The following is a 22508-nucleotide window of genomic DNA, read 5'->3' as shown; positions in this document are numbered from 1 at the left end:
GTGATTTTCTACTCTCTATAGATTGTTTAATTATTATTGCTTTTTATTCGCTAATCAATTGTGCCAATTGTTTAGTAAGGCTTTTTCTTGAATATTGTTGTAAACCAACACCATGAGATTGTAATTTCCCTTCCAAAAATTGATTATAAAAGTCCAAAATTACACTTTTTAACTTCGCTTTTTCAGAATAATCAAAAAATACTCCTGTATTAGTTTCTTTGATGATATCCGCGAAATCTGATCCGTTTGGTCCAATGGCGATTATGGGACGATTTGAGACCATATATTCGAACAATTTACCCGGAATAATGCTTTTTGTATCTTCAGAATTAATCTCGATTAAAAGTAAAACCTGAGATTTTTTTTGATGTGCAATGGCTTCGCGATGCGATACATATCCTAAAAGATTCAAATAATCATTTAGATTAAAAACTGCAATAGCATCTAAAACTTCCTGACTTACTGCTCCTATCAATTTAATTTCTAAATGCGATTTAAAATCCGGAATCTCCTGAAGTAATTCTACCAGACATTCCCATAAAAACTTCGGATTTCTATCAGACAAAAATGATCCAATATGCGCTAAAGTAAATTTAGTATCGAGAGTTTGTTTTTCTACATTTTCGATATCATAACCATTCGTAATTACCGAAATTGGCTTATTGGTAATCGCCTGAAATTCAGTTTTAGTCGTTTTACTGGTTACGATGATGGTATCTGCTGTATTTAATACTTTATGTTCAAGAGTTTTGTGCTTTTTAGCAGCATAACCTGATAAACGTAAAGCTTTATGATACCCAATTGTTGTCCACGGATCACGAAAATCTGCAAACCATTTTACATTTAATTTTTCCTTTAATTCTAAACCTATTAAATGCAAACTATGCGGTGGTCCGGAAGTTACAATAGTATCTATATTATTTTCTTTAATGTATTTCTCAAGATAAGCCACAGAGGGTTTTACCCAAAAAACACGAGCATCGGGAATGAATAGATTTCCACGAATCCAAAGAAAGGTTTTATCCAAGAAAGTTTGTTTTTTCTTATGAGGAAAAATTCCGGAACTAATTTTCTTGGTTTTATTTTTCGAAAAAACAGAAGCCAATTGATAAGGCTCCCAAATTTTATTTTTCAGAATAATTGCCTTATCAGAAATCTGATCAACTAAACCTTCATCAATGATAGGGTAAGTTGGATTTTCAGGAACGTAAACAATAGGTTGAACACCAAATTCAGGTAAATACTTTACAAATTTTAACCAGCGTTGCACACCAGGTCCTCCGGCAGGTGGAAAATAATAAGTAATGATTAAGAGTTTTTTTTGTTCCATCAGGTTTATTCTATTTCACAGAGACACAAAGCTTTCACTAAGTCACACCAAAGCTTTTATTTATTTTTTACTCCCTGATTTCTTTGTGAATCTTTGCGGTAGAATTTTTCAAAATAAATTCCACCAATCAACAATAAGAACATTCCAATTGAACTGATCAAAGTAATTATACTTCCGGTTTTAACAACCTGAGGCTCAAATTTAAACTCGATAGTATGATTTCCACCAGGAATTTCCATAGCTCTTAAAACATAATCAACAGGGAAATGAGTTGTTAATTCACCATCGATATACGCATTCCAGCCATTTTTATAATAAATCTCAGAAAAAACAGCTAAACCATCTTTCTTATTGTCTGATTTGTATTTAATATAATTTGGTTTGTATTGTACTACTTTAATTGTTCCGGTTGTATCCCACTCCTTCTTTAAACGAGCGCTTCTAAATTTACCTTCGTGTTCACGAACATTAAAAACGGCTACTTTTTTAGTATCAATATTGTCTAAAGCTTTCATGACATCGTCTGGCTTATTGACCAATTTTACAGTACTCACAAACCAAGCATTTCCGTTTGTATTTGGATTTATAGTCGGGAATTCTTTTCCTTCTTTATCAGTTTGGATGATGTATTTTACATTCAGCATATCCAGAACTTCCATATTGTTTTTGGCAATCTGATAATCGAATAACTGCTGCATTCTTCTCGGTTTTGCTGCATGATATCCTCCCAACGAATGGTGGAAATAAGAAGCACGCGCGCTTGACATGTTTCCGTTTACTTCAAAAACTCTGTAATGTGTTGTATCTTTTAAGATCTGAGCATCAGATGGTGTTTCCTGAAACGGAGCCGCAATTTGAGCAGGGCTCACAAAGTCTTTAGCCGAAACATATTTTTTATCTACAAAGAACAAATCGAAAATCATTAAAAGACCCACGATAATTAGCGTAGTATTTTGAGCCAATTTGTTTTTAATGAACAGCCACAAGATTCCAAAAGTCAACACGATAAAAAATCCTGAACGCAATAAATCAGCAGAATACAATGTCATTCTGTCTTCTTTCAAAGCATCAACAAAAGCCGGTCCGTAACTTTGTAAGAAGTAATTATCGTTGCTTCCTGTAAAATGAAACATGCTTTTAGCAAAAACTAAGATTATGATTATTCCCATACCAAAAACACCCGTTTGCACAAGCGCTTTTTGTTGTAGTTTCGGTTCATCTTTAGCTTTAAAGAAAGATTGTAGTCCCATAATAGCAAGAACTGGGAAACACAATTCAAGAATAACCTGAATCGATGAAACAGCTCTAAACTTATCATACATTGGTACGTAATCAATAAAAAAGTCGGTCAGTAAAGCGAAGTTTTTACCCCATGAAAGCACTAAAGAAACTAATGCTCCAGCAAGAAAAACGTATTTTATTTTTCTATCATCAATAAATAATGCCAAAACTCCCAAAAAGAAAACAACCACACCAATATAGGCCGGAGCTGCCACAATAGGCTGATCTCCCCAATACGTTGGCATTCCTGAAACAAAATCCTGAGCCTGCTCTGAAGGAACACCTTGCTCAATCATAAACGAATACATACGGCTGTCTGTACCTACATTTTCATGATTAGAACCACCAAAAAGTCTTGGAGCAATCAGGTTAAAACTTTCCGGAATTCCGTAACTATATTCTGTAATATATTCGCGGCTTAAAGCATTTTCGTTTGTCTTTTTAGATCCGTCAGGATTAAAAGTCAATTCGCTGTTGCTACGGGTACTAAATTTAGCATACTCGCTTGTTGCCATTAAATTGGTAGAATTGGCACCAATAGCAAAAATTCCTGCTACAGCCAAAACGCCAATAGCAGTTAAAAGAGGTTTATATTCTTTTTCTTTAATAAAATTAAAAGCAAAATAACCTGATAATATCAATAAGAAAATCAATAAATAATAGGTCATTTGAAAGTGGTTCGCATTAATTTCTAACGCAACCGCAAACATGGTGAGTAATCCTCCCCAAATATATTTTTTCTGAAAAACCAGTATAAATCCGGCAATAACAAGCGGCATATAAGCAATTGCATGTGCTTTTGCATTATGTCCTACTCCAAGAATTATAATTAAATAGGTAGAAAAACCAAAGGCAATGGCTCCAATAAAAGCTTTTAAAGGATCTGTTTTTAAGACTAATAATAAGCCGTAAAAACCTAAGAAATATAAAAATAGGTAATCTGCAGGACGTGGTAAAAAACGCAACACATCATCTAAATGTCCAATAAAATCATTTGGGTAATTAGCCCCCAATTGATAGGTTGGCATACCACCAAATGCTGAATTTGTCCAATAAGGCTCAGAATGCTCTGTAGCTCTAAAATCATTTTGTTCCTTCGCCATTCCGGTATATTGGGCAATATCCGATTGGAAGATTTGTTTTCCCTGTAAAACCGGGTAAAAATAAATTAAAGAAACGATAATAAAGCCCAATATAACAAGGGCATGCGGATAGAACTTATTTACTATTTTCAATTGAAACTGGTTTGGGTTAAATGATGAATCCTATAACTCTAGGACACAAACTTAATCTATTTCTTCGTAATCAACATAATCGCCCACCTTTTTGGTTTCGCGTGGCTTTTTTGCATTGGCCGTATCGATAATAATTTCATCATTATTCGAACGTGTTTTTTGCCATGTAGTATCCTGACTATATTGTTGTTGTCTCTGAAAATTCTCTCCTGCTTTTTCAACTGCTTTCTTTACCAATACCGGTAAAAATATTTTAGCTAAAAATTTAAAAATATAATAAAACGCAATAATCCACATTATCGTTTTAAACAAATTTGTAAAAGATGCTTCTTGCATGATCATATAATTTTTTTCCAAAATTAATAAATCCATTGTTTAAAATTAAAATATCAATCTTAAATAAATAATAAAATATAGTACATTTGAAATGCGTTATTACTTTTTAATCAAAAAAAACGTTTATGTTAAAAAATAAAAACTTATTTATTGCAGCTCTTTGTTTAGTTCCCCAACTATTTTTCGCGCAGTATACTGATGTTATTAACTCTAATCGTCCTGGTGAAACAATGTCTGCTTATGCAGTTGGAAAATCTGTAATTCAGGCAGAACTTGGTGTTTACGGCATCAAAGAAAAGCACGATTTATTAGATTATGATGCAAGTGGTTTTGGTACAGATTTAACCCTGCGTTATGGTGCTTTTCTGGAAAAACTAGAATTGATTCTGGACATACAATATCAAATGGAAAATTTTGATACTCCTTACACCAGCTACAAAAAGAATAACTTTAAACAAACCGTTTTAGGAGCAAAGTATTTAGTTTACGATCCTTATAAAAACTACAAAAAAGAAGCTAATATCTATAGTTATAAAGCCAATCATAGTTTTAACTGGCATGAATTAATTCCCGCAGTTTCTATTTTTGCCGGAGCCAATTTTACGGGTGCTGACAATCCGTATTACTTTTCACCACAATCTGCTATATCGCCAAAAGTGGCTTTGATTACCCAAAATTTATTTGGCGGCGGAAAATGGGTTTTTGTAACCAATATTATTGCCGATTATATCACAACAGATTATCCTAGTTATGGTTACGTATTGACATTAACTCACGGATTTAATGATAAATGGTCAGGATTTGTTGAAAATCAGGGTTACAAAAGCGATTTCTACAGTGATGCAATTGTTCGTGGCGGAGCGGCATATTTGATCAATTCTAATCTTCAGGTGGATGCTTCTGTAAGTACCAATTTCAAAAATACACCTTCTGTATTATATGGTGGAGTTGGAGTTTCCTGGCGTTATGACGGAAGTTATAAAGAAAAGCAAATGGAATTTAAAGGAAAAGAAAAAGCCAAAAAGAACAAGGATAATCAGATGGAACAAAGAGAAATCGATTATCAGGCCAAAGAAAGAAAACGTAAATCGAAATACGAATAAATTTTAATAATCAACTTCTCTAAATAAAGAGACAACTTACATACTGAATCTTAATGATTACAATTAAAGAAGCCAAAACCAAAAAGGAATTAACCGACTATGTCAAATTTCCGTTTTCTCTCTATAAAGACAATCCGTATTGGGTTCCGCCTATTATTGCAGATGAATTAGAGTCTTTTGACAAAACAAAAAATCCTGCTTTTGATAACGCCGAAGCTTATTTTTACTTAGCATACAAAGACAATAAAATTGTTGGAAGAATTACTGCCATCATCAACTGGGCAGAAGTTAATAATCAGCATAAAAGAAAAGTTCGTTTTGGATGGTTTGATGTTATAGATGATATCGAAGTAACAAAAGCTTTACTAGAAAAAGTATATGAATTAGGAAGACAACATAATCTGGAGCATGTTGAAGGCCCAATGGGCTTTTCTAACCTTGATAAAGTGGGTGTGCTTACAGAAGGTTACGATCAAATGGGAACCATGATTACATGGTATAACAATCCCTATTATGTAACTCATTTCGAACAATTAGGCTTTCAGGTAGAAAAAGAATATATCGAAAGTGTTTTTCCGTTTTCGAATGTTAAACCTGAATTTTTCCTTAAAGCACAGGAATTGATTAAAAAAAGATACGGTTTAAGATCCCTGACTTTTACAAAAACAAAAGACATTATGCCTCATGTAGACAAAATGTTTGATTTGTTTAATGATTCTTATGCGAAACTAGCTTCTTTTGTAGCCATTTCTGACGTTCAGAAGGAATATTTTAAAAAGAAATATATCAGCTTCATCAATCCGGAATACATCAAATTTGTAGTCGATAAAGATGATAATCTCGTAGCTTTTAGTATTGTAATGCCTAGTTTTTCTGAAGCTTTACAAAAAGCGAAAGGAAAACTATTTCCTTTTGGATTTATCCATTTACTAAGAGCACGAAAAAAGAGTAAAGATGTTGTTTTTTACCTTATCGGAGTTCATCCTGATTACCAAAATAAAGGAGTTACAGCCATCATTTTTGATGAATATTATAAAACTTTTTCTGAAAAAGGAATTCAAACTTGTATCAGAACTCCTGAATTAGCAGACAATACAGCGATTCATTTACTATGGAAAAACTTTGATCCAAAAATTCACTGTCAGAGAAAAACGTATTTGAAATATCTTTAATAAAGTATTCATTCGAAGCATTAAATTAGCACAGCCATACATAATTCAAAAACAATAAATGTCTAAAATTGAAACTTGTGATGAATGTAAAAGTGAATTCTATAAAGATTCTTCTTTAATGCAAAATTTATGTCCTGAATGTTCAAACATTTTATACGGATATAAAAATTGTGAGCATGAATTTACAAATCAACGTTGTATAAAATGCTATTGGAACGGCAATTCAAATGATTATTTAGATAAAATTAAATCAAAGAAATAAGTTATTATTTTCTTTTAATGCTAATAAAAAATCCATTCGTTCTAGAATGGATTTTTTATTTAGTAATTTACTCTACTTTAGGTTTACAGTCTACTTTTGTAAGAACCATTTTCGGATCGAATTTTAATTTCTTTTTATCTTTAAAAATTACTTTTCCGTTTGCTTCCGCTACATCTCCGTAACCTTCAATAAAAGTGTTTTCTCTTTTTAGAAAAGCAACTTCTCTAACTGATGAAGTTCCTTCAGACATAAAAGTATAATCTGCTATTAAGGTATCTCCTTTCATGTTTCCTATTAACGTTCCTTCGTTTTTATCTTTTTGATATAACTTATACGTTAGTTTTCCATTTACTTCCTGATGCGAATTAACATTAAAACTCAATTCAACATTACTGCTATCATTTGAAAAAGCAAAACACTGATCTCCTGAAGGTTCTGCAATTTCAGCTGCTTTAGGAGGATTTGGTGCTATTTCCGGCACAGGTTCTGTCCTTTTACAAGACACAAAAACAACTAAAACAATTACGGTTATGGCTAATACTTTTTTCATATTTTTTATTTTTACTGTGGTTTATAAGTATAAATTTAGTTGAAATAAAAAAAATCCATTCGCATAACGAATGGATTTTTTTACATAATTCCCATATTAGGAATTTATTCTCTAGAAATTAAGCATCTAAATCTACTGTAGTTCTGCTTGCAATTTCTTTATAAGTACCGTTTTCTAATTTTTCACGAATTGCTTCAAATGCTGTTAACGTTTCGTCGATATCAGCTAAAGTATGTGAAGTTGTTGGAATCATTCTTAACAAAATTATTCCTTTTGGAATTACCGGATAAATTACGATCGACAAGAAAATACCATAGTTTTCTCTTAAGTCGTTTACCATAACCATTGCTTCAGGCACACTTCCTTGTAAATAAACTGGTGTTACACAAGTATTTGTATCTCCAATATTAAAGTTTCTTGAACGTAATCCGTTTTGTAATGCATTTACGTTTTCCCAAAGCTTGTCTTTCAATTCCGGGTGATTACGCAATAATTCTAAACGTTTTAATGATCCAATTGTCTGGATCATTGGCAATGCTTTTGCAAACATTTGAGAACGCAAGTTATATTTCAAATAATCAATAATATCCTGATCAGCAGCTACAAAAGCTCCAATATTAGCCATTGATTTTGCAAAAGTAGAGAAGTAAACATCAATACCGTCCTGAACTCCCTGCTCCTCACCTGCTCCGGCTCCTGTTTTACCAAGAGTACCAAAACCGTGTGCATCATCTACTAATAAACGGAAATTATATTTTTCTTTTAAGGCTACAATTTCTTTTAATTTACCTTGTTGTCCTCTCATTCCAAAAACACCTTCGGTAATAAATAAAATTCCACCACCTGTTTCTGTTGCCATTTTAGTAGCACGTTGCAGGTTTTTCTCCATACTTTCAAGATCATTGTGTTTGTAGGTAAAACGTTTACCCATGTGCAAACGAACACCATCAATAATACAAGCGTGAGAATCTACATCATATACAATAATATCGTTTTTAGTTACCAATGCATCAATGATAGATACCATTCCCTGGTAACCAAAATTCAATAAATAAGCTGCTGGTTTCATTACGAACTCAGCTAATTCATTTTCTAATTGTTCGTGGTATTTAGTATGACCTGACATCATACGAGCTCCCATTGGATAAGCAGCACCGTACTGAGTAGCAGCATCAATATCTGCCTGACGAACTTCCGGGTGATTAGCAAGACCTAAATAGTCATTCAAACTCCAATTTAAAATATCTTTTCCACCAAATTTCATTCTTGGACCAAGTTCCCCTTCTAATTTAGGGAATACAAAATATCCCTCAGCTTGTGAAGCCCATTTTCCTAATGGTCCTTTATTGTTCTGAATTCTTTCGAATAAATCTTTTACCATAAATATATTTTGAAGTAATAATTTTAATTTATACAGGGTGCAAAAATAATGATTATTATTCTAAAATCGAGTTTGCCCTTTATTTTTATTAAAAATAATCAGATAACATCGATCAAATCGTATTTGTTTCTAACGCTTCCCGACTATAAATAGATTTAGAATTAAAAGATTTTTAAATTTTATACCAATTATATTTTGCAACATGATTTTTATCATTATAAAAGACAAGTTTATCCTTTACTTTTACATTGTATTAAAAACAAAGCTAAATTGATTTTAAACAAACTTATATATTAACAACAAACAGCAAACCATAAACTAAAAATTACGCATTTTAAATAGATTGATTCATTAGTAAGAAATAAGGGCGATTGTAATTAATCGGCCCTTATTTTTTTTATTCTAAGTTCTGATATAATAATCAAAATCAAACCTAAAACGATAAATGCGCTTGCCGCAAAAATTGATTCGTAATAAAAAGGCAATAAACCAATATTGAAGTAAAAAAGTCCGCCCTGCAGAAACAGTATTATTTCTGTGAAAATATATCCCACAATAAAACACTTTACACCTGATCGAACTAAAGAAGAATTTGCTGAAAGTAATTTATTCTGAAACAGAATCCCAAACAAAAATCCTGTAATAATTCCTAAAGTGGTTAAATGAATAAAACCTATTACAAAACCTCTAATTTGGTGTGAAGACGAAGCGATATCAGGAATCAAAAGCAGCAACTGAACAATAATTTTAAGAAATAAAGAACAGATTGCTAAACTATATACCTTTTTTGCCGTAGCACTTAAACTGATTTTAAACCACGAAATTTGTGGCTTTAGCATTTTATAAAAATATACAAACGCAATAAGCTGCAACACTATACCAACGGCATTAATACCGATTATCAAATTATTTTTTACATACCAACTGACCGGAAATGCAACTGTTGCTATTGTTGAGACGATTAGCAAAATAAAAAATACTTTGAACTGCTCTTTGTCTATTTCATTTTTAAACTGTTTTAAAAACAAAGCTAAAACAGCCAACAAAAACCATCCATTGAATTGAAAGTGAAGAAAAAACTGAATGGCAATTTGATATAAAATGCCCTGTTTACCCACCATACCTATTATCGGACCCAAACTCCAAACCCCAACTGTAGACAAAATCATGAATAGAATGGCTCCTAAAAGTAACTTTTTATCTGTTCTTTTTCCTTTACAACAATCCCTCCAAACCAGGCCACAAAAAATATAGCTAAGCAAAATGTGCAATGTCGAAAATATAATAGAAAATAAAGCATATCCCTGAACAGGAAAAGAAATCATCATACCTACAACCGAAAATTCTGTAAGCCAAAACAATTGATTATAAATAGGTTTACTGCTTTTATGTTTTGGGATAAAAAAATGAACTATCAAAACGTAAATCATCAAATACGTCCAGCCTAACATGGCTACATGAGAATGAGCATGAAGCAAAAAACTGTAATTTATATGTTTTACAGGAAACAAATAATAAAAACGCATCAATAACCCCATCAATGAGGCTATCAGAAAATTTAAAAAACAAACTATTATCCAGCTTTTTTGTACGCTTGTAGTCAGGACTTTCATTTTTTTTAGCGAGATTAAAGTATTTCATTGAAATTGAATTCAATTATAATTAAAAAAAGCACTGATAAGTTAGAGACTCGTCAGTGCTTTTTTATAAACCAGTTTTAAGAAAACTCTTTTTCTAAAATTACTGCTTTAGGGAACAATATATTATTTTCTAAATGAATATGCGTATGGAGATTTTCCTCAAACTCTCTTAGCATGGCAAATGTTACTTTATATGTAGTACATCCGTCGGCTGGTGCTGTATAATTATTAGTGAGATTAGAAATTTCATTAAATCTTTCTCCTTCTACCTCATGTTCATGCGTCATCATGGCAATTGGGTTAGCAACTGATCCAAAAGGCGGCTGAAGAACAGCTTCGTCTCTTTCTTTAGCTTTTACCATGTTTTTGATAAACGGAAACAAAACTTGTTCTTCTTTTTTCATGTGCTGCGATAATTCAGTAACACATTGGTTAAACAATTCATTTATCTTAAACAATTCTTCATGTCGTCCTCCGTGCACATTGCAAAGTTTATTTAAAAACTGCATGATAATAACCGATTTATCTACAACATATCTATGATGTGTTTTTTCGATATAGTCTGCCAATAAATCCAAAGGCCACGAGTTAAAATCAATGACATTTGAATCTTCTGCAAGTAAAACTTCATTAAGTTTTTTCAGTAAAACTCTCGTATCAATTCCTTGTTTTAAACAAACTTCATTGATGGTTTTACCTCCTTTGCAGCAAAAATCAATTTTGTATTTTGTAAATACTGCCGCTGTTCTAAAATCTTCTGTCACAAATGACCCTACTGTTTTATCTCTTAAATTCTCCATTTTTTTATTTTTTTTTGATATTACACACAATAAAAGACAAATTAATCTTTTATTAGTTTAAGAAAAAACTCTAACCTAGAAAGCAGGATTAGAGTCCTTTTATTTATTCAACAATTAAAACACCTTTCATCATCGCAAAGTGCCCAGGGAATGAACATAAGAAATTATATGTTCCTTTTTTATCAATAGTAAATTCGATTGTATCTTGTTCTCCTCCGCCCAATAATTTAGTATGAGCAATAATTGAAGCTTTTTCTGAAGCTGGAATATAATCTGTTTCCTGAGCTGCTGCGGCTTTAACTGCAAAATCTGCTTCATTGGTACCTTCCTGCAAAATTACAATATTATGTCCCATTGCCTGTTTAGGTATCTTACCAATATGTTTAAGTGTTAAAGTAATTGGCTTTCCGGCTTCGGCTCTTAATTCTTTAGTATTAAACTGCATTTGATCATCTCCTGTAATAACTAAAACATTACTGGCAGCTGCAGGATGCCCTTCATCAGATGTAGTTTCGTTTATTTCTGTTGGCTCTTCAGTCGTTGCAGCATCTTTTTTACCACAAGAAGTTATTGCTAAACATCCCATTAGCAATACAATCGAAATTCTAATTTTTTTATTCATCACTAAGTATTTAAATTTTTATTATTCTCTATCGTTTATTCTAAGAAAAAAATCACCCGTTTTAACTCCGGAGGCAAGCTGTTCTAACGTGGTATTAGTAAGCATCTCTAAAAGCAATTCACGTACTTTTTTAAACTCTTTATGCACCGGACAGGGTTTAATTTCTGAGCATTCTTTTAATCCTATACCGCAACCTTTATATATAGTATCGCCATCGATCGCATCAACAATCTGAATTAATTTAATCGATTTTACAGCATTATCAGAAACTTCAAAGCCGCCTCCTACTCCTTTTGATGACTCGATGATTCCGTTTTTAGTCAAAATTTGCATTATTTTGGCTGTAAAAGGTTCTGGCGAATCAATTTCTTTCGCAACATCTTTTATACCAACCCTAATTCCTTTTGATGATTTAGTGGCGATAAATATCGAAGCTCTGATTCCGTACTCGCAGGCTTTTGAAAACATAGGAAAATTTGTTGATTGACTACAAATATATTCAAATTCAATATAAAAGACAAATTTATCTTTATTTGTTTTATTATAAAAATCACTCTTATTTATAACCAAAATAATTAATATGGAACAAAACACTAATTCAGCACCAAATTCTAATAAAAACCAATTTTAGTTTTACCTTTGGAAGTACTAATTTTCCTAACACCTAAAAAATGGCTTTAAGCAACTCAAAAGATCTCAAACTAGCCGTTCTTATTGATGCCGATAATGTGCCTTACAGTAATGTAAAAGGCATGATGGAAGAAATAACAAAATTTGGCACACCAACCACAAAACGTATTTATGCTGATTGGACCAAGCCAAATTCTAATGGCTGGAAAGCTGTTTTACTAGAACATGCCATTACCCCTATTCAGCAATACAGCTATACGGTAGGTAAAAATTCATCCGATTCTGCTTTGATTATCGATGCTATGGATTTACTTTATTCCGGAAAACTAGACGGATTTTGCATCGTATCGAGCGATAGCGATTTTACCCGTTTGGCCATAAGATTAAGAGAATCAGGAATGAAAGTAATTGGTATTGGCGAAAAAAAGACTCCAAATTCTTTTATTGTTGCCTGCGACCGATTTATTTATATTGAGGTTCTTGATGGTGCAATCCAGAAGAAAAAACCAAAAACAACTACTGCAGCCGACGCTAAAAAACCGGTAGAAAAACCTGCCGAAAAAGCCTTACACAAAATTGATGCACCGACGATTGAACTTATCGAAGCTACGATCGAAGACATCGAAGATGATGATGGCTGGGCATTTTTAGGAGATGTAGGAAACTTAATTGTAAAGAAAAAACCGGAATTTGACCCAAGAAATTATGGTTTTTCTAAACTTACACCCATGCTAAAATCGCTAACTGATATTCTGGAGATCGACGAAAGAGAATCAGATAAAAAAGGCATTAAACATGTTTATGTACGCCTGCGATTCAATTAATTATTCAACTATTATTTTTTAAATTTTATAAACATGAGAAAAAAATTCTTCATCTACGGATTCTTATTGTTTCTAATTGTTTTTGCAATCTATCTTAAAACCGATCGTGGTTTTTTACTGGTTATTATCATTCCTATCTTACTGGTTATTGGTGTTTATAATGCACTTCAGGAAAAACACGCTATTTTACGAAACTTCCCGGTTCTGGGTTATTTCAGGTATTTATTCGAAATGATAGCACCTGAAATTCAGCAATATTTTATCGAAAGATCAACTGACGGAAGACCTTTCTCCAGAAACCAGCGTTCTTTAGTGTATCAAAGAGCCAAAAATATTGATTCGAGTACGCCTTTCGGAACACAGCAAAACCTAAACCATGATAGTTATGAGGGAATAAAACATTCTATCTTTCCGGCAAAAGTCAACGAAGAATTACCTCGTGTATTAGTGGGCGGAAAAGATTGTAAACAACCTTATTTAGCTTCTCTATTTAATGTATCGGCCATGAGTTTTGGTTCATTAAGTGAAAATGCTGTTCGTGCGATCAATATTGGTGCTAAAAAAGGAAACTTCTACCAAAATACGGGAGAAGGTGGTTTAACTGAATTTCATCTTGCCGGCGGCGGAGATATTACCTGGCAAATTGGTACAGGATATTTTGGATGTCGTGATGCCGAAGGAAACTTTAGCCCTGAAAAATTTTCAGAGAAAGCGAATCTTCCTAACGTAAAAATGATCGAAATTAAGCTTTCGCAAGGTGCAAAACCAGGTCATGGAGGTGTGCTTCCGGCAGCCAAAAATACGGAGCAAATTGCTAAAATAAGAGGAGTTGAACCTCATACCATGATTCTTTCTCCTCCTGGTCATCATGCTTTTGCTGATATTAAAGGACTTATTCATTTTATTGCACAATTACGTCAATTATCAAACGGGAAACCTATTGGATTTAAATTATGTATTGGAAATACAGCTGAATTTGAAGCCATTTGCCACGAAATGATTGCCGAAGATATTTACCCTGATTTTATTACTATCGATGGTGCCGAAGGAGGAACAGGAGCTGCTCCGTTAGAATTTGCTGATGGTGTAGGAATGCCTTTTGAACCTGCTTTAATATTTGTAAATAAAACTTTGGTAGGCCTAAATATTCGCGATAAAATACGCATTATTGGCAGCGGAAAAATCATTTCGGGTTACTCCATTTTACACGCCATTGCATTAGGTGCAGACATGTGTAATAGCGCTCGTGGATTTATGTTTTCATTAGGTTGTATTCAGGCTTTACGTTGTCATAATAACGAATGCCCTACCGGAGTTGCTACCCAAAACAAGATGCTAATGAAAGGACTTGTTGTTACCGATAAATCAGATCGTGTGTATCATTTTCATAAAAACACTTTGCATTCTGCCAATGAACTTTTAGCAGCAGCAGGCAAAAACAGTTTTGCCGATGTTGACATCAATATCTTTATGCGTGGTGATGAGTTTGGTCATTTATCCGATTCTTATTTCCCGGATATCTTAACAAATGTTACTAAAAAATAAAAAAACAAGCCTCTTTGCATAATCTCAAAGAGGCTTTATTTTTTGCTATTTTCTTCAAACTACAATTTTGCAGTTACTTTTTCTTTAGAATCTGCTGTGTTTTCTAAAACTGCCAGTTCTTCTTTATCTACTATTCGTTGCGCAAGAATAGCATTATTATACGCTAAAAAGTACACATCAAATTTTACTCCTTCTTCTATTAATGCTCTCGAAATTTGATCGTTTTTGATCATTTCTTTCAACAAATCAGGAAACGATTCTTTGTAGGTTAATTTATTGGTATCGTTTTCTTCTAAATTGGTTTCAATTCTAATTTCGATTTTGTTGTCATTCAAAAATGCTTTTGCTGTCGTACTCGTAATACCACTGCCTTTTATTGATGACGAATTATTATAAGTACTTACGTGCTCCTGAATTTTTTGCTTGGTATTTTTACAACTTACCATTAACAACACAACAACAGCAATAAATGCGATTTGGGTAATTTTTTTCATAAATTTTTAGGTTTTAGGTTATTTTTTAACTCAAACATAATGAACTTTTCAAACAAAAGCAACATCATTTTACAAAAATAAAGCGTGTAATTATTTGACTACAAATAAATTATCCCAAAATAAACAACCATTTACACTAAACCGGGACTCGTGTCTACTACTTCTACAGTTAAAAAACAAATAAAAAAAGCCGCTTTAAAAACGATTAAAGCGGCTTTGTGCAATTATAAAACTAAACTATTTCTGTAATAATTCATTTATAGATTCTTTATTTATAATCTCTTTTACCAGAACTGTATTGTCACCTGCCAAAAAATAGGCATCAAATTGAATTCCTTCTTCAACAAGTTCTTTAGGGATTTCGTTTTTATTGATCATTTCTTTCAACAGCTTAGGAAACGATTGGTTCGCTTTTATCTTATTCGATTCATTCTGTTCTAAATCAGTTTCAAAACGCAATTCGATTTTATCGTCATTAATATATCCTCTGGCCGTTGTAAGCGTAACATTATCAGCTTTAAAAGTTGCGGCTGTACTATTATAAGTCTTAACATATTCCTGCAATTTTTGTTTTGCATTTTTACAGCTCACCAATACTACAACAAGAGCAAGGACACACGAAATTTGGATAATTCTTTTCATCATAATGCTATTTTTTTAATTTTTGAAGTCTTAAAAGTGCTTCAAGATAATAATAATCTGCATAATTTATAGAACAATCTATTTCGCTTCCGGCAGGTTTATGACCTGTAGAATGTAATAAAAATGCCGAATTAACATCGCGGCTTTGATAATGATCTGAAAGTGAAACAATCATCTTTTTCGATTTTGTCAAATATTCTTTCTTAAGATTTGCATCTTTTGTATACGAACTCAACTCCATAAGTGCCGAAGACACAATAGCAGCAGCCGAAGCATCTCTTGGCTCATTTGGGATTCCCGGCGCATCAAAATCCCAGTACGGAATCAAATCTTCGGTAGTTAATCTGTCTAAATAAACACGCGTTAATTTATGGGCAAAATCTAAAAACTTAGGATCTTTTGTTTCTCTGTAAACCATTGTAAAACCATAAATAGCCCATGCCTGGCCTCTCGCCCACATACTATCATCGCTATAACCTTGCGCAGTCCTGCCTTGTATTTTTTTACCGGTTTCATAATCGTAAATAATAACATGATACGAACTGTAATCTGGTCTAAAATGATTGTTCATCGTAGTTTCTGCATGTTTTACTGCAATGTCATACAACTTTTTATTACCTCCGTTTTTAGAAGCCCAAAAAAGCAATTCCAAATTCATCATATTGTCGATGATCGTATTATGACCACCCATTTTATTGTGAGGCCATGATATTGTAGTACCCACTTTTGGATTAAAAAGTGTAGCCAAAGTATCAGCAGTTTTCAGAATAACGTCTTTGTATTCCGGATTTTTTGTCAAACGATATCCGTTTCCGAAACTATTAAAAATTTGAAAGCCCAAATCGTGATCATTGGCTTTACTAACCGATAAAGGCTTTAAAAACTGACTGAATTTATCCGCCTCTTTTTCCCATTTTTTATCTCCCGTTGCTTCATACAAATACCATAATTCTCCCGGCCAGAATCCACTTGTCCAATCTTTATAATTGACAAATTTCCAGTCTTTGCTTCCATTAGGAACCGTTCGCGGAGAAGTTCCGTCATTAGGAATTACTTTTAAGGTTTTTGATGCTTGTTCTGCACAATATTCGAGTTGTTTTTTTACATTAAACGAGTTGTTTTTTTGAGCATAACTTTGATTTCCTAAAAGAAATACAGCAGCAATCAGGGTAAAAAATTTTACATTCATGTGGTTATTTTTAGTAGATAATTTGTTTAACCGATAAATTTATAAAATAAAGTAAACTTATTTGAAGGTTTGTATTTTTCGTTCCCTAAAAGTGGACTATTGATGCCTTTTTTTAGGAGCTGATCCCGCTATACGTTGCAATCTTTTGTGCCGAACGCCGGCACAAAAGGATTTCCTCTTCTATCGGGGCTAGGGCAATCATTTTCATAATAATGTTTATTGAATACTTCATTTCTATTTACTCTTTGTCAAAGTTTAAAACTTTAACAAAGAGAAATCACTCAGTATCTACAAATAAAAGATTTAATATAAATTTGTCCCCAAACTTAACTCAGCTTGAAAAGAAAACAACTTTACTACTTCATCATTCTCCTACTCATTATTTTCCTCGGAATCTTCTCCAGAAAATTTGATGTAATACCCTTGTGTACCGGAGATTTTCTTTACGCTGTTATGATGTATGTTCTGGTCAGAATAATACTAATTGATAAAAAAGCAATTCAAATAATGATTACTTCTTTATTAATATGTTATGCCATCGAATTTTTCCAGCTCTATCAATCAGAATGGATTATTGAAATCAGAAAGACTCTTTTTGGAAGATATGTATTAGGACAAGGATTTTTATGGACCGATATTCTGGCCTATACTTTTGGAATTCTGACAACTGTTATAATCGAAAGAATCACTTTAAGAAACAAACTCTAATCTAAGGTTTGCGTAATTTTATCAATATTCAGACTATTTGCCATTGCCGTAAATATTTGATAATACACGGATTTATTATCATACAGTTCGTCATGAGTTCCTTTTTCGACGCATCTTCCCTCTTCTAAAACAATGATGTTTGCTGCATCAATAATTTGAGAAATACTATGCGAAATAATAATTACAGTTCTATCTTTTTTAATAGCATCAAGGGATTTTTTTATTTGCTCTGTTGCTATTGCGTCCAAACTTGCTGTTGGCTCATCTAAGAAAATAATAGGTGGATTTTTTAGAAACAATCTTGCGATAGCAATACGTTGTTGCTGTCCTCCCGAAAGTAAATGCGCATCAGAATCATATCCTTTTGGCAACTGCATGACTTGTTCATGAATATAAGCTTTCTTGGCCGCTTCTATAATTTCAGTTTGTGTGGCATTGGGTTTTCCGTATAAAATATTCTCGGCAATTGTACCCTTAAAAATGTGATTCTTCTGCAACACCAATCCAATATTTTTGCGCAGAAAATCAGTATTATAATCATTTAAATCTACTCCGTCCAGGTATATCTTTCCAGATGAAGGCAGGTAAAACTTATCCAATAAATTGATAATAGTACTTTTTCCTGCTCCGCTTAATCCTACCAAAGCAGTAGTTTCATTTGGTTTAATGGTAAAATCAATTCCAAAAAGTGCTTTTGTCCCATTTGGGTAAACAAAATCGACATTTTTAACTTCTATAAGTCCTACTATTTTTTCAGGACTATAATCTCCGCTGGTTTCTTTTTCATTATCCGATTCTAAAATATCAAAAAATCCTTCAGAATAAATCAAAGCATCATTGACTTCATCATAAATGCGATGTAATTGTCTGATTGGCGCAGATACATTATTAAACAACATAATATGAAACATGATCGCACCAATTGTCATCGTATTATTCAGCACAAAATAAGCTGTTAGAATAATGATAATGACAACTCCTATTTGTTCTACAAAGCCTTTTACACTTTCAAAAATAAAACTGGTTTTTCTGGTTTCAAGCTGATTTTCGGTCATTTCAAACTGAATGTCTTTATGACGATCCGCTTCCATAGGTTCGCGAACAAACGATTTTATCACCGTGATCGATTCGATTAAACTGATAATTCCGTTATTTTTTGTTTCGCGATAATTGCGCATTCTTCGTCTAAAACCACTCAGTTTTGTGGCCTGCAACTGACTTATATAAAAGTAGATCGGAATAATACACAAACTTACCAGCCCCACATAAACATTGGCATAAAACATAATTGCCAGAGCCACAAAAGCATTGGCAAACAAAGGCAAAATATCGATAAAAAAGTTCTGAACCAATCGTGTTAAGCTGCTAATTCCTAAATCGATTCTGGTTTGCAGTTTACCGCTTTCATTTTCGTTAGAAGTATAAAACTCCATTCGATAACTCAGATTTTTTTCGACAATTGCCTGAGATATATCCCGCGTAATAAAGATTCGCAGTTTTTCCCCATAAAATTTCTGACCAAACTGCACCACAGAATATACCAACTCTTTCGAAAGCAAAACGATACTTATTATACCTAATAAATGAAACCCTTCTGATAAAGGTTTATGCGCCACCATTAGATCACTAATAGAATCTACGGTATACTTTAATATTAATGCATTTACCTGAGCCGCAAACGATCCTAAAAAAGTAAGCAGCAAAGTAGCAATAACCATCTTTTTGTAAGGCTTAACAAAAGGGGTTATTTTTTTATATAATAATGATATCTGCATTTATTTTTGTTTCATGTCGCATATCAAATATAAGAATTCTAAATTTGTGTTTTAGAATTACTCTCAAGAATCAACTTTAAAAATATAGCATCATGCAATTGGTTTTCGCTTCAAACAATCTCAATAAAATCAAAGAAATTCAAAGCATCCTAAAAGGATCTATTCAATTATTAAGTTTAGAAGAAATTGGCTGTCACGAAGAAATTCCCGAAACTGCCGATACGATTGAAGGAAATGCCATTTTGAAAGCCAATTATGTTACTGAAAAATACGGTTACGATTGTTTTGCCGATGATACGGGTTTAGAAGTTACCGCTTTAAACGGAGAACCTGGCGTTTATTCTGCACGATATGCCGGAGAACAGCGCAATGCCGATGATAATATGAACAAACTTTTGAACGCTTTGTCAGATAAAGAAGATCGAAGCGCTCAATTTAAAACTGTTATTGCTTTAAATTTAAAAGGAGAACAGCATTTATTTACCGGAATTGCAAAAGGAAACATTATTCTTAATAAAACAGGAAATCACGGCTTTGGTTATGACCCTATTTTTCAACCTGAAAATTATACTGAGACTTTTGCTGAACTGGCCTCAGACATCAAAAACACAATCAGTCATCGTGCAAAAGCAACTCACCAACTAATTGATTTTCTGAACGCAGCAAAATAATTGTTTAGAATACAACATTTTAGAGCCCAAAATTTATATTTCACGACGTATTTTTCCCGAATTTTCTGGATTGTTAGAAAAAAATCGTGCTACACTAAACATAACTTTTTGATAATCAAATCATAACAAATACATAATTCTTAAAATAGCATTAGTTTATCTGAATAATTAACAGTAATTTTGCACCCTATTTTAAAAATACATATGAATAAATTTGAACAATTAGGATTGAATGAATCGTTACTGAAGGCGATTTTAGATCTAGGATTTGAAAATCCGTCAGAGGTACAGGAAAAGGCGATTCCCCTATTATTGGAAAAAGACACAGATATGGTTGCGTTGGCTCAGACAGGGACAGGGAAAACGGCAGCTTTCGGTTTTCCGCTAATTCAAAAAATTGATGCTGACAACAAAAATACACAAGCATTAGTTTTATCGCCAACACGAGAACTTTGTTTACAGATTACCAACGAACTTAAAAACTACTCAAAATACGAGAAAGGTATTAATGTGGTAGCAGTTTACGGCGGGGCTAGTATTACAGAGCAAGCTAGAGACATTAAAAGAGGAGCACAAATTATTGTGGCTACTCCTGGGAGAATGCAAGACATGATCAACAGAGGATTGGTTAACATTAAAAATATAGATTACTGTATTCTTGATGAGGCTGACGAAATGCTGAACATGGGATTTTATGAGGATATCGTATCTATTTTATCAGATACTCCAGATCAAAAAAGTACATGGTTGTTCTCTGCAACTATGCCACAAGAGGTTGCCAGAATTGCAAAACAATTCATGAGCGAACCGGTTGAAATTACTGTTGGAGCTAAGAACTCAGGTTCTGCAACAGTTTCTCACGAATTTTACTTAGTAAATGCACGTGACCGTTACGAAGCTTTAAAACGTTTAGCCGATGCTAACCCAGACATTTTCTCTGTGGTTTTCTGTCGTACTAAAAGAGATACACAAGCTGTAGCTGAAAAATTAATTGAAGATGGATACAGCGCTGCTGCATTGCACGGAGATTTATCTCAGGCGCAACGTGATGGTGTAATGAAATCTTTCCGTGGAAGACAAATTCAGATGCTTGTTGCTACTGACGTTGCTGCACGTGGTATTGATGTTGATAATATTACTCACGTAGTAAATTACCAACTTCCTGACGAAATTGAAACTTACAATCACCGTTCAGGCCGTACAGGTAGAGCTGGAAAATTAGGAACTTCTATTGTAATTGTTACAAAAAGTGAGTTACGTAAAATTTCTTCTATCGAAAGAATCATCAAACAAAAATTTGAAGAAAAACCAATTCCATCTGGAATTGAGATTTGCGAAATTCAATTGTTGCACTTAGCAAACAAAATTAAAGATACTGAAGTTGATCACGAAATTGACAACTATTTACCAGCTATTAACAATGTTCTTGAAGGTTTATCTAAAGAGGAATTGATTAAGAAAATGGTATCTGTAGAATTCAACCGTTTTATTGCTTACTACAAAAAGAACAGAGATATTTCTACTCAATCTGGAGAAAGACGCGAAAGAAATGATTCTGAGCCAAGAGAATTCAATAATAACGGAGCAGTTCGTTACTTTGTAAACATTGGTTCAAGAGATAATTTCGACTGGATGTCTCTTAAAGATTACTTGAAAGAAACATTAGACTTAGGTCGTGATGACGTTTTCAAAGTAGATGTTAAAGAAGGTTTCTCTTTCTTTAACACTGATCCTGAGCACACTGAAAAAGTAATGGAAGTATTAAACAACGTACAATTAGAAGGACGTCGTATTAATGTTGAAATTTCTAAAAATGATGGTGGCGGAAGACGTGACCATAATGGACGTAGCGGTGGAGGACGTAGTTCTGGACCGAGACGTGAAGGAAGTTTTGCTCCAAGACGTGAAGGTTCTGGTAGTGGATTCAGAAGCGACAGAAACTCTGCTCCTAGAGAAGGTGGTTTCAGAAGCGACAGAAACTCATCTGCTCCAAAAAGAGAAGGTGGTTTTAGAAGTTCAGCTCCAAGAAGCGAAGGTGGTTCAGACAGAGCTCCTAGACGTTCTGAAAGCTTTGGTGATTCACCAAGACCAAGAAGACCAAGAAGAGATTAATATTTTTATATCTTGAAATACAAAATCCCAAATTCCAAACATAACCGGAATTTGGGATTTTTTTTGTTATAAGAATTTTAACCTCGATAAAAATTAGATCCAGAACAATGCAATCTAAACTTCTTTATCCTATTTTATTTAAATATAAAAAGCAGCATTAGTAGCTTTGTTAATTTTCTGATAATTATATTCGAAGTCTGCGAAAT

At 33.1% G+C, this 22508-nt stretch carries 20 protein-coding genes; 7 read left to right on the top strand and 13 right to left on the bottom strand.

Going from position 1 to position 22508, the window contains the following annotated elements; genetic code table 11:
- Positions 1-43: 43 nt before the first annotated feature.
- The 3 genes from L0669_RS12405 to L0669_RS12395 are packed head-to-tail and all read right to left on the bottom strand — an operon-like array spanning position 44 to position 4218.
- Positions 44-1330: a glycosyltransferase family 4 protein gene (locus tag L0669_RS12405; protein ID WP_263763878.1), complete on the bottom strand. Its 1287-nt coding sequence runs from the start codon at positions 1328-1330 to the stop codon at positions 44-46.
- 56 nt (positions 1331-1386) lie between these two features.
- Positions 1387-3846 (bottom strand): YfhO family protein, encoded by a 2460-nt coding sequence (locus tag L0669_RS12400; RefSeq protein WP_263763876.1) that lies wholly within the window; start codon positions 3844-3846, stop codon positions 1387-1389.
- 51 nt (positions 3847-3897) lie between these two features.
- The gene (locus L0669_RS12395; RefSeq protein WP_228520363.1) at positions 3898-4218 is read right to left on the bottom strand and encodes a DUF4834 family protein; all 321 of its coding nucleotides are present in this window, start codon (positions 4216-4218) and stop codon (positions 3898-3900) included.
- A gap of 89 nt (positions 4219-4307) precedes the next feature.
- Here L0669_RS12395 and L0669_RS12390 point away from each other — a divergent pair, with 89 nt between their 5' ends.
- Both L0669_RS12390 and L0669_RS12385 read left to right on the top strand, forming a co-directional pair.
- Positions 4308-5285: a transporter gene (locus L0669_RS12390; RefSeq protein WP_263763874.1), complete on the top strand. Its 978-nt coding sequence runs from the start codon at positions 4308-4310 to the stop codon at positions 5283-5285.
- 53 nt (positions 5286-5338) lie between these two features.
- On the top strand, positions 5339-6457 hold the full coding sequence (locus L0669_RS12385) for a GTP cyclohydrolase (RefSeq protein ID WP_173972369.1): 1119 nt from the start codon (positions 5339-5341) through the stop codon (positions 6455-6457).
- A 329-nt stretch (positions 6458-6786) separates the two neighbouring features.
- Here L0669_RS12385 and L0669_RS12380 read toward each other — a convergent pair whose 3' ends face one another.
- The 6 genes from L0669_RS12380 to L0669_RS12355 form a co-directional block, all read right to left on the bottom strand.
- Entirely contained in the window at positions 6787-7269 is a 483-nt protein-coding gene (locus L0669_RS12380) for a hypothetical protein (RefSeq protein ID WP_263763872.1), read from the bottom strand.
- A gap of 118 nt (positions 7270-7387) precedes the next feature.
- Positions 7388-8650 (bottom strand): cysteate-C-fatty acyltransferase, encoded by a 1263-nt coding sequence (gene capB, locus L0669_RS12375; protein WP_099711537.1) that lies wholly within the window; start codon positions 8648-8650, stop codon positions 7388-7390.
- A 377-nt stretch (positions 8651-9027) separates the two neighbouring features.
- Entirely contained in the window at positions 9028-10263 is a 1236-nt protein-coding gene (locus L0669_RS12370; protein ID WP_263763869.1) for a cbb3-type cytochrome c oxidase subunit I, read from the bottom strand.
- Positions 10264-10367: 104 nt separating this feature from the next.
- Positions 10368-11090: an iron-sulfur cluster repair di-iron protein gene (gene ric / locus L0669_RS12365; RefSeq protein ID WP_173972375.1), complete on the bottom strand. Its 723-nt coding sequence runs from the start codon at positions 11088-11090 to the stop codon at positions 10368-10370.
- Positions 11091-11193: 103 nt separating this feature from the next.
- Complete coding sequence (gene azu / locus L0669_RS12360; protein ID WP_263763867.1) at positions 11194-11712, bottom strand: azurin; 519 nt, start codon at positions 11710-11712, stop codon at positions 11194-11196.
- Between the two features lie 21 nt (positions 11713-11733).
- The gene (locus L0669_RS12355; protein WP_173972379.1) at positions 11734-12180 is read right to left on the bottom strand and encodes an RrF2 family transcriptional regulator; all 447 of its coding nucleotides are present in this window, start codon (positions 12178-12180) and stop codon (positions 11734-11736) included.
- Between the two features lie 203 nt (positions 12181-12383).
- On the opposite strand from L0669_RS12355, the gene L0669_RS12350 reads away from it, so the two are divergent.
- Together L0669_RS12350 and L0669_RS12345 are read left to right on the top strand one after the other, a co-directional pair.
- Positions 12384-13166: an NYN domain-containing protein gene (locus L0669_RS12350; RefSeq protein WP_263763865.1), complete on the top strand. Its 783-nt coding sequence runs from the start codon at positions 12384-12386 to the stop codon at positions 13164-13166.
- A 33-nt stretch (positions 13167-13199) separates the two neighbouring features.
- Positions 13200-14711, top strand: coding sequence for an FMN-binding glutamate synthase family protein (locus L0669_RS12345; protein WP_263763863.1), 1512 nt, complete (start codon positions 13200-13202; stop codon positions 14709-14711).
- 59 nt (positions 14712-14770) lie between these two features.
- Here the strand turns inward: L0669_RS12345 and L0669_RS12340 are convergent, their stop codons facing one another.
- The 3 genes from L0669_RS12340 to L0669_RS12330 all read right to left on the bottom strand — a co-directional run bounded on the left by L0669_RS12340 (position 14771) and on the right by L0669_RS12330 (position 17036).
- Positions 14771-15205 (bottom strand): hypothetical protein, encoded by a 435-nt coding sequence (locus tag L0669_RS12340; protein ID WP_173972384.1) that lies wholly within the window; start codon positions 15203-15205, stop codon positions 14771-14773.
- Between the two features lie 237 nt (positions 15206-15442).
- Positions 15443-15850: a hypothetical protein gene (locus L0669_RS12335; RefSeq protein WP_173972386.1), complete on the bottom strand. Its 408-nt coding sequence runs from the start codon at positions 15848-15850 to the stop codon at positions 15443-15445.
- Positions 15851-15854: 4 nt separating this feature from the next.
- Complete coding sequence (locus tag L0669_RS12330) at positions 15855-17036, bottom strand: glycoside hydrolase family 88 protein (protein ID WP_263763861.1); 1182 nt, start codon at positions 17034-17036, stop codon at positions 15855-15857.
- A 336-nt stretch (positions 17037-17372) separates the two neighbouring features.
- Here L0669_RS12330 and L0669_RS12325 point away from each other — a divergent pair, with 336 nt between their 5' ends.
- Positions 17373-17744: a ribosomal maturation YjgA family protein gene (locus tag L0669_RS12325; RefSeq protein WP_263763859.1), complete on the top strand. Its 372-nt coding sequence runs from the start codon at positions 17373-17375 to the stop codon at positions 17742-17744.
- Here the strand turns inward: L0669_RS12325 and L0669_RS12320 are convergent.
- Complete coding sequence (locus tag L0669_RS12320) at positions 17741-19519, bottom strand: ABC transporter ATP-binding protein (protein WP_263763857.1); 1779 nt, start codon at positions 19517-19519, stop codon at positions 17741-17743. The two genes, L0669_RS12325 and L0669_RS12320, sit on opposite strands and share 4 nt — an antisense overlap.
- A 92-nt stretch (positions 19520-19611) precedes the next feature.
- Here L0669_RS12320 and L0669_RS12315 point away from each other — a divergent pair, with 92 nt between their 5' ends.
- Positions 19612-20190, top strand: a complete 579-nt coding sequence (locus L0669_RS12315; protein WP_263763855.1) for a non-canonical purine NTP diphosphatase — start codon at positions 19612-19614, stop codon at positions 20188-20190.
- A 204-nt stretch (positions 20191-20394) separates the two neighbouring features.
- A complete protein-coding gene (locus L0669_RS12310; RefSeq protein ID WP_263763853.1) occupies positions 20395-22302 on the top strand; it encodes a DEAD/DEAH box helicase in 1908 nt (635 codons plus the stop codon).
- The last annotated feature ends 206 nt before the right edge of the window (positions 22303-22508 follow it).

It is taken from the genome of Flavobacterium bizetiae (assembly GCF_024271895.1).
Lineage (GTDB): Bacteria > Bacteroidota > Bacteroidia > Flavobacteriales > Flavobacteriaceae > Flavobacterium > Flavobacterium bizetiae.
Note: the sequence above shows the minus strand (reverse complement) of the source record. Positions and strands in the feature narration are given on the sequence as shown.

What these genes read in the sequence shown, in the direction of transcription:
- L0669_RS12330 (WP_263763861.1), bottom strand. Translation starts at nt 17,036, where the DNA reads ATGAATGTAAAATTTTTTACCCTGATTGCTGCTGTATTTCTTTTAGGA.
- L0669_RS12340 (WP_173972384.1), bottom strand. Translation starts at nt 15,205, where the DNA reads ATGAAAAAAATTACCCAAATCGCATTTATTGCTGTTGTTGTGTTGTTA.
- L0669_RS12370 (WP_263763869.1), bottom strand. Translation starts at nt 10,263, where the DNA reads ATGAAAGTCCTGACTACAAGCGTACAAAAAAGCTGGATAATAGTTTGT.
- L0669_RS12385 (WP_173972369.1), top strand. Translation starts at nt 5,339, where the DNA reads ATGATTACAATTAAAGAAGCCAAAACCAAAAAGGAATTAACCGACTAT.
- L0669_RS12395 (WP_228520363.1), bottom strand. Translation starts at nt 4,218, where the DNA reads ATGGATTTATTAATTTTGGAAAAAAATTATATGATCATGCAAGAAGCA.
- L0669_RS12355 (WP_173972379.1), bottom strand. Translation starts at nt 12,180, where the DNA reads ATGTTTTCAAAAGCCTGCGAGTACGGAATCAGAGCTTCGATATTTATC.
- L0669_RS12310 (WP_263763853.1), top strand. Translation starts at nt 20,395, where the DNA reads ATGAATAAATTTGAACAATTAGGATTGAATGAATCGTTACTGAAGGCG.
- L0669_RS12390 (WP_263763874.1), top strand. Translation starts at nt 4,308, where the DNA reads ATGTTAAAAAATAAAAACTTATTTATTGCAGCTCTTTGTTTAGTTCCC.
- L0669_RS12335 (WP_173972386.1), bottom strand. Translation starts at nt 15,850, where the DNA reads ATGATGAAAAGAATTATCCAAATTTCGTGTGTCCTTGCTCTTGTTGTA.
- L0669_RS12345 (WP_263763863.1), top strand. Translation starts at nt 13,200, where the DNA reads ATGAGAAAAAAATTCTTCATCTACGGATTCTTATTGTTTCTAATTGTT.
- L0669_RS12320 (WP_263763857.1), bottom strand. Translation starts at nt 19,519, where the DNA reads ATGCAGATATCATTATTATATAAAAAAATAACCCCTTTTGTTAAGCCT.
- L0669_RS12350 (WP_263763865.1), top strand. Translation starts at nt 12,384, where the DNA reads ATGGCTTTAAGCAACTCAAAAGATCTCAAACTAGCCGTTCTTATTGAT.
- ric (WP_173972375.1), bottom strand. Translation starts at nt 11,090, where the DNA reads ATGGAGAATTTAAGAGATAAAACAGTAGGGTCATTTGTGACAGAAGAT.
- capB (WP_099711537.1), bottom strand. Translation starts at nt 8,650, where the DNA reads ATGGTAAAAGATTTATTCGAAAGAATTCAGAACAATAAAGGACCATTA.
- L0669_RS12405 (WP_263763878.1), bottom strand. Translation starts at nt 1,330, where the DNA reads ATGGAACAAAAAAAACTCTTAATCATTACTTATTATTTTCCACCTGCC.
- L0669_RS12380 (WP_263763872.1), bottom strand. Translation starts at nt 7,269, where the DNA reads ATGAAAAAAGTATTAGCCATAACCGTAATTGTTTTAGTTGTTTTTGTG.
- azu (WP_263763867.1), bottom strand. Translation starts at nt 11,712, where the DNA reads ATGAATAAAAAAATTAGAATTTCGATTGTATTGCTAATGGGATGTTTA.
- L0669_RS12315 (WP_263763855.1), top strand. Translation starts at nt 19,612, where the DNA reads ATGCAATTGGTTTTCGCTTCAAACAATCTCAATAAAATCAAAGAAATT.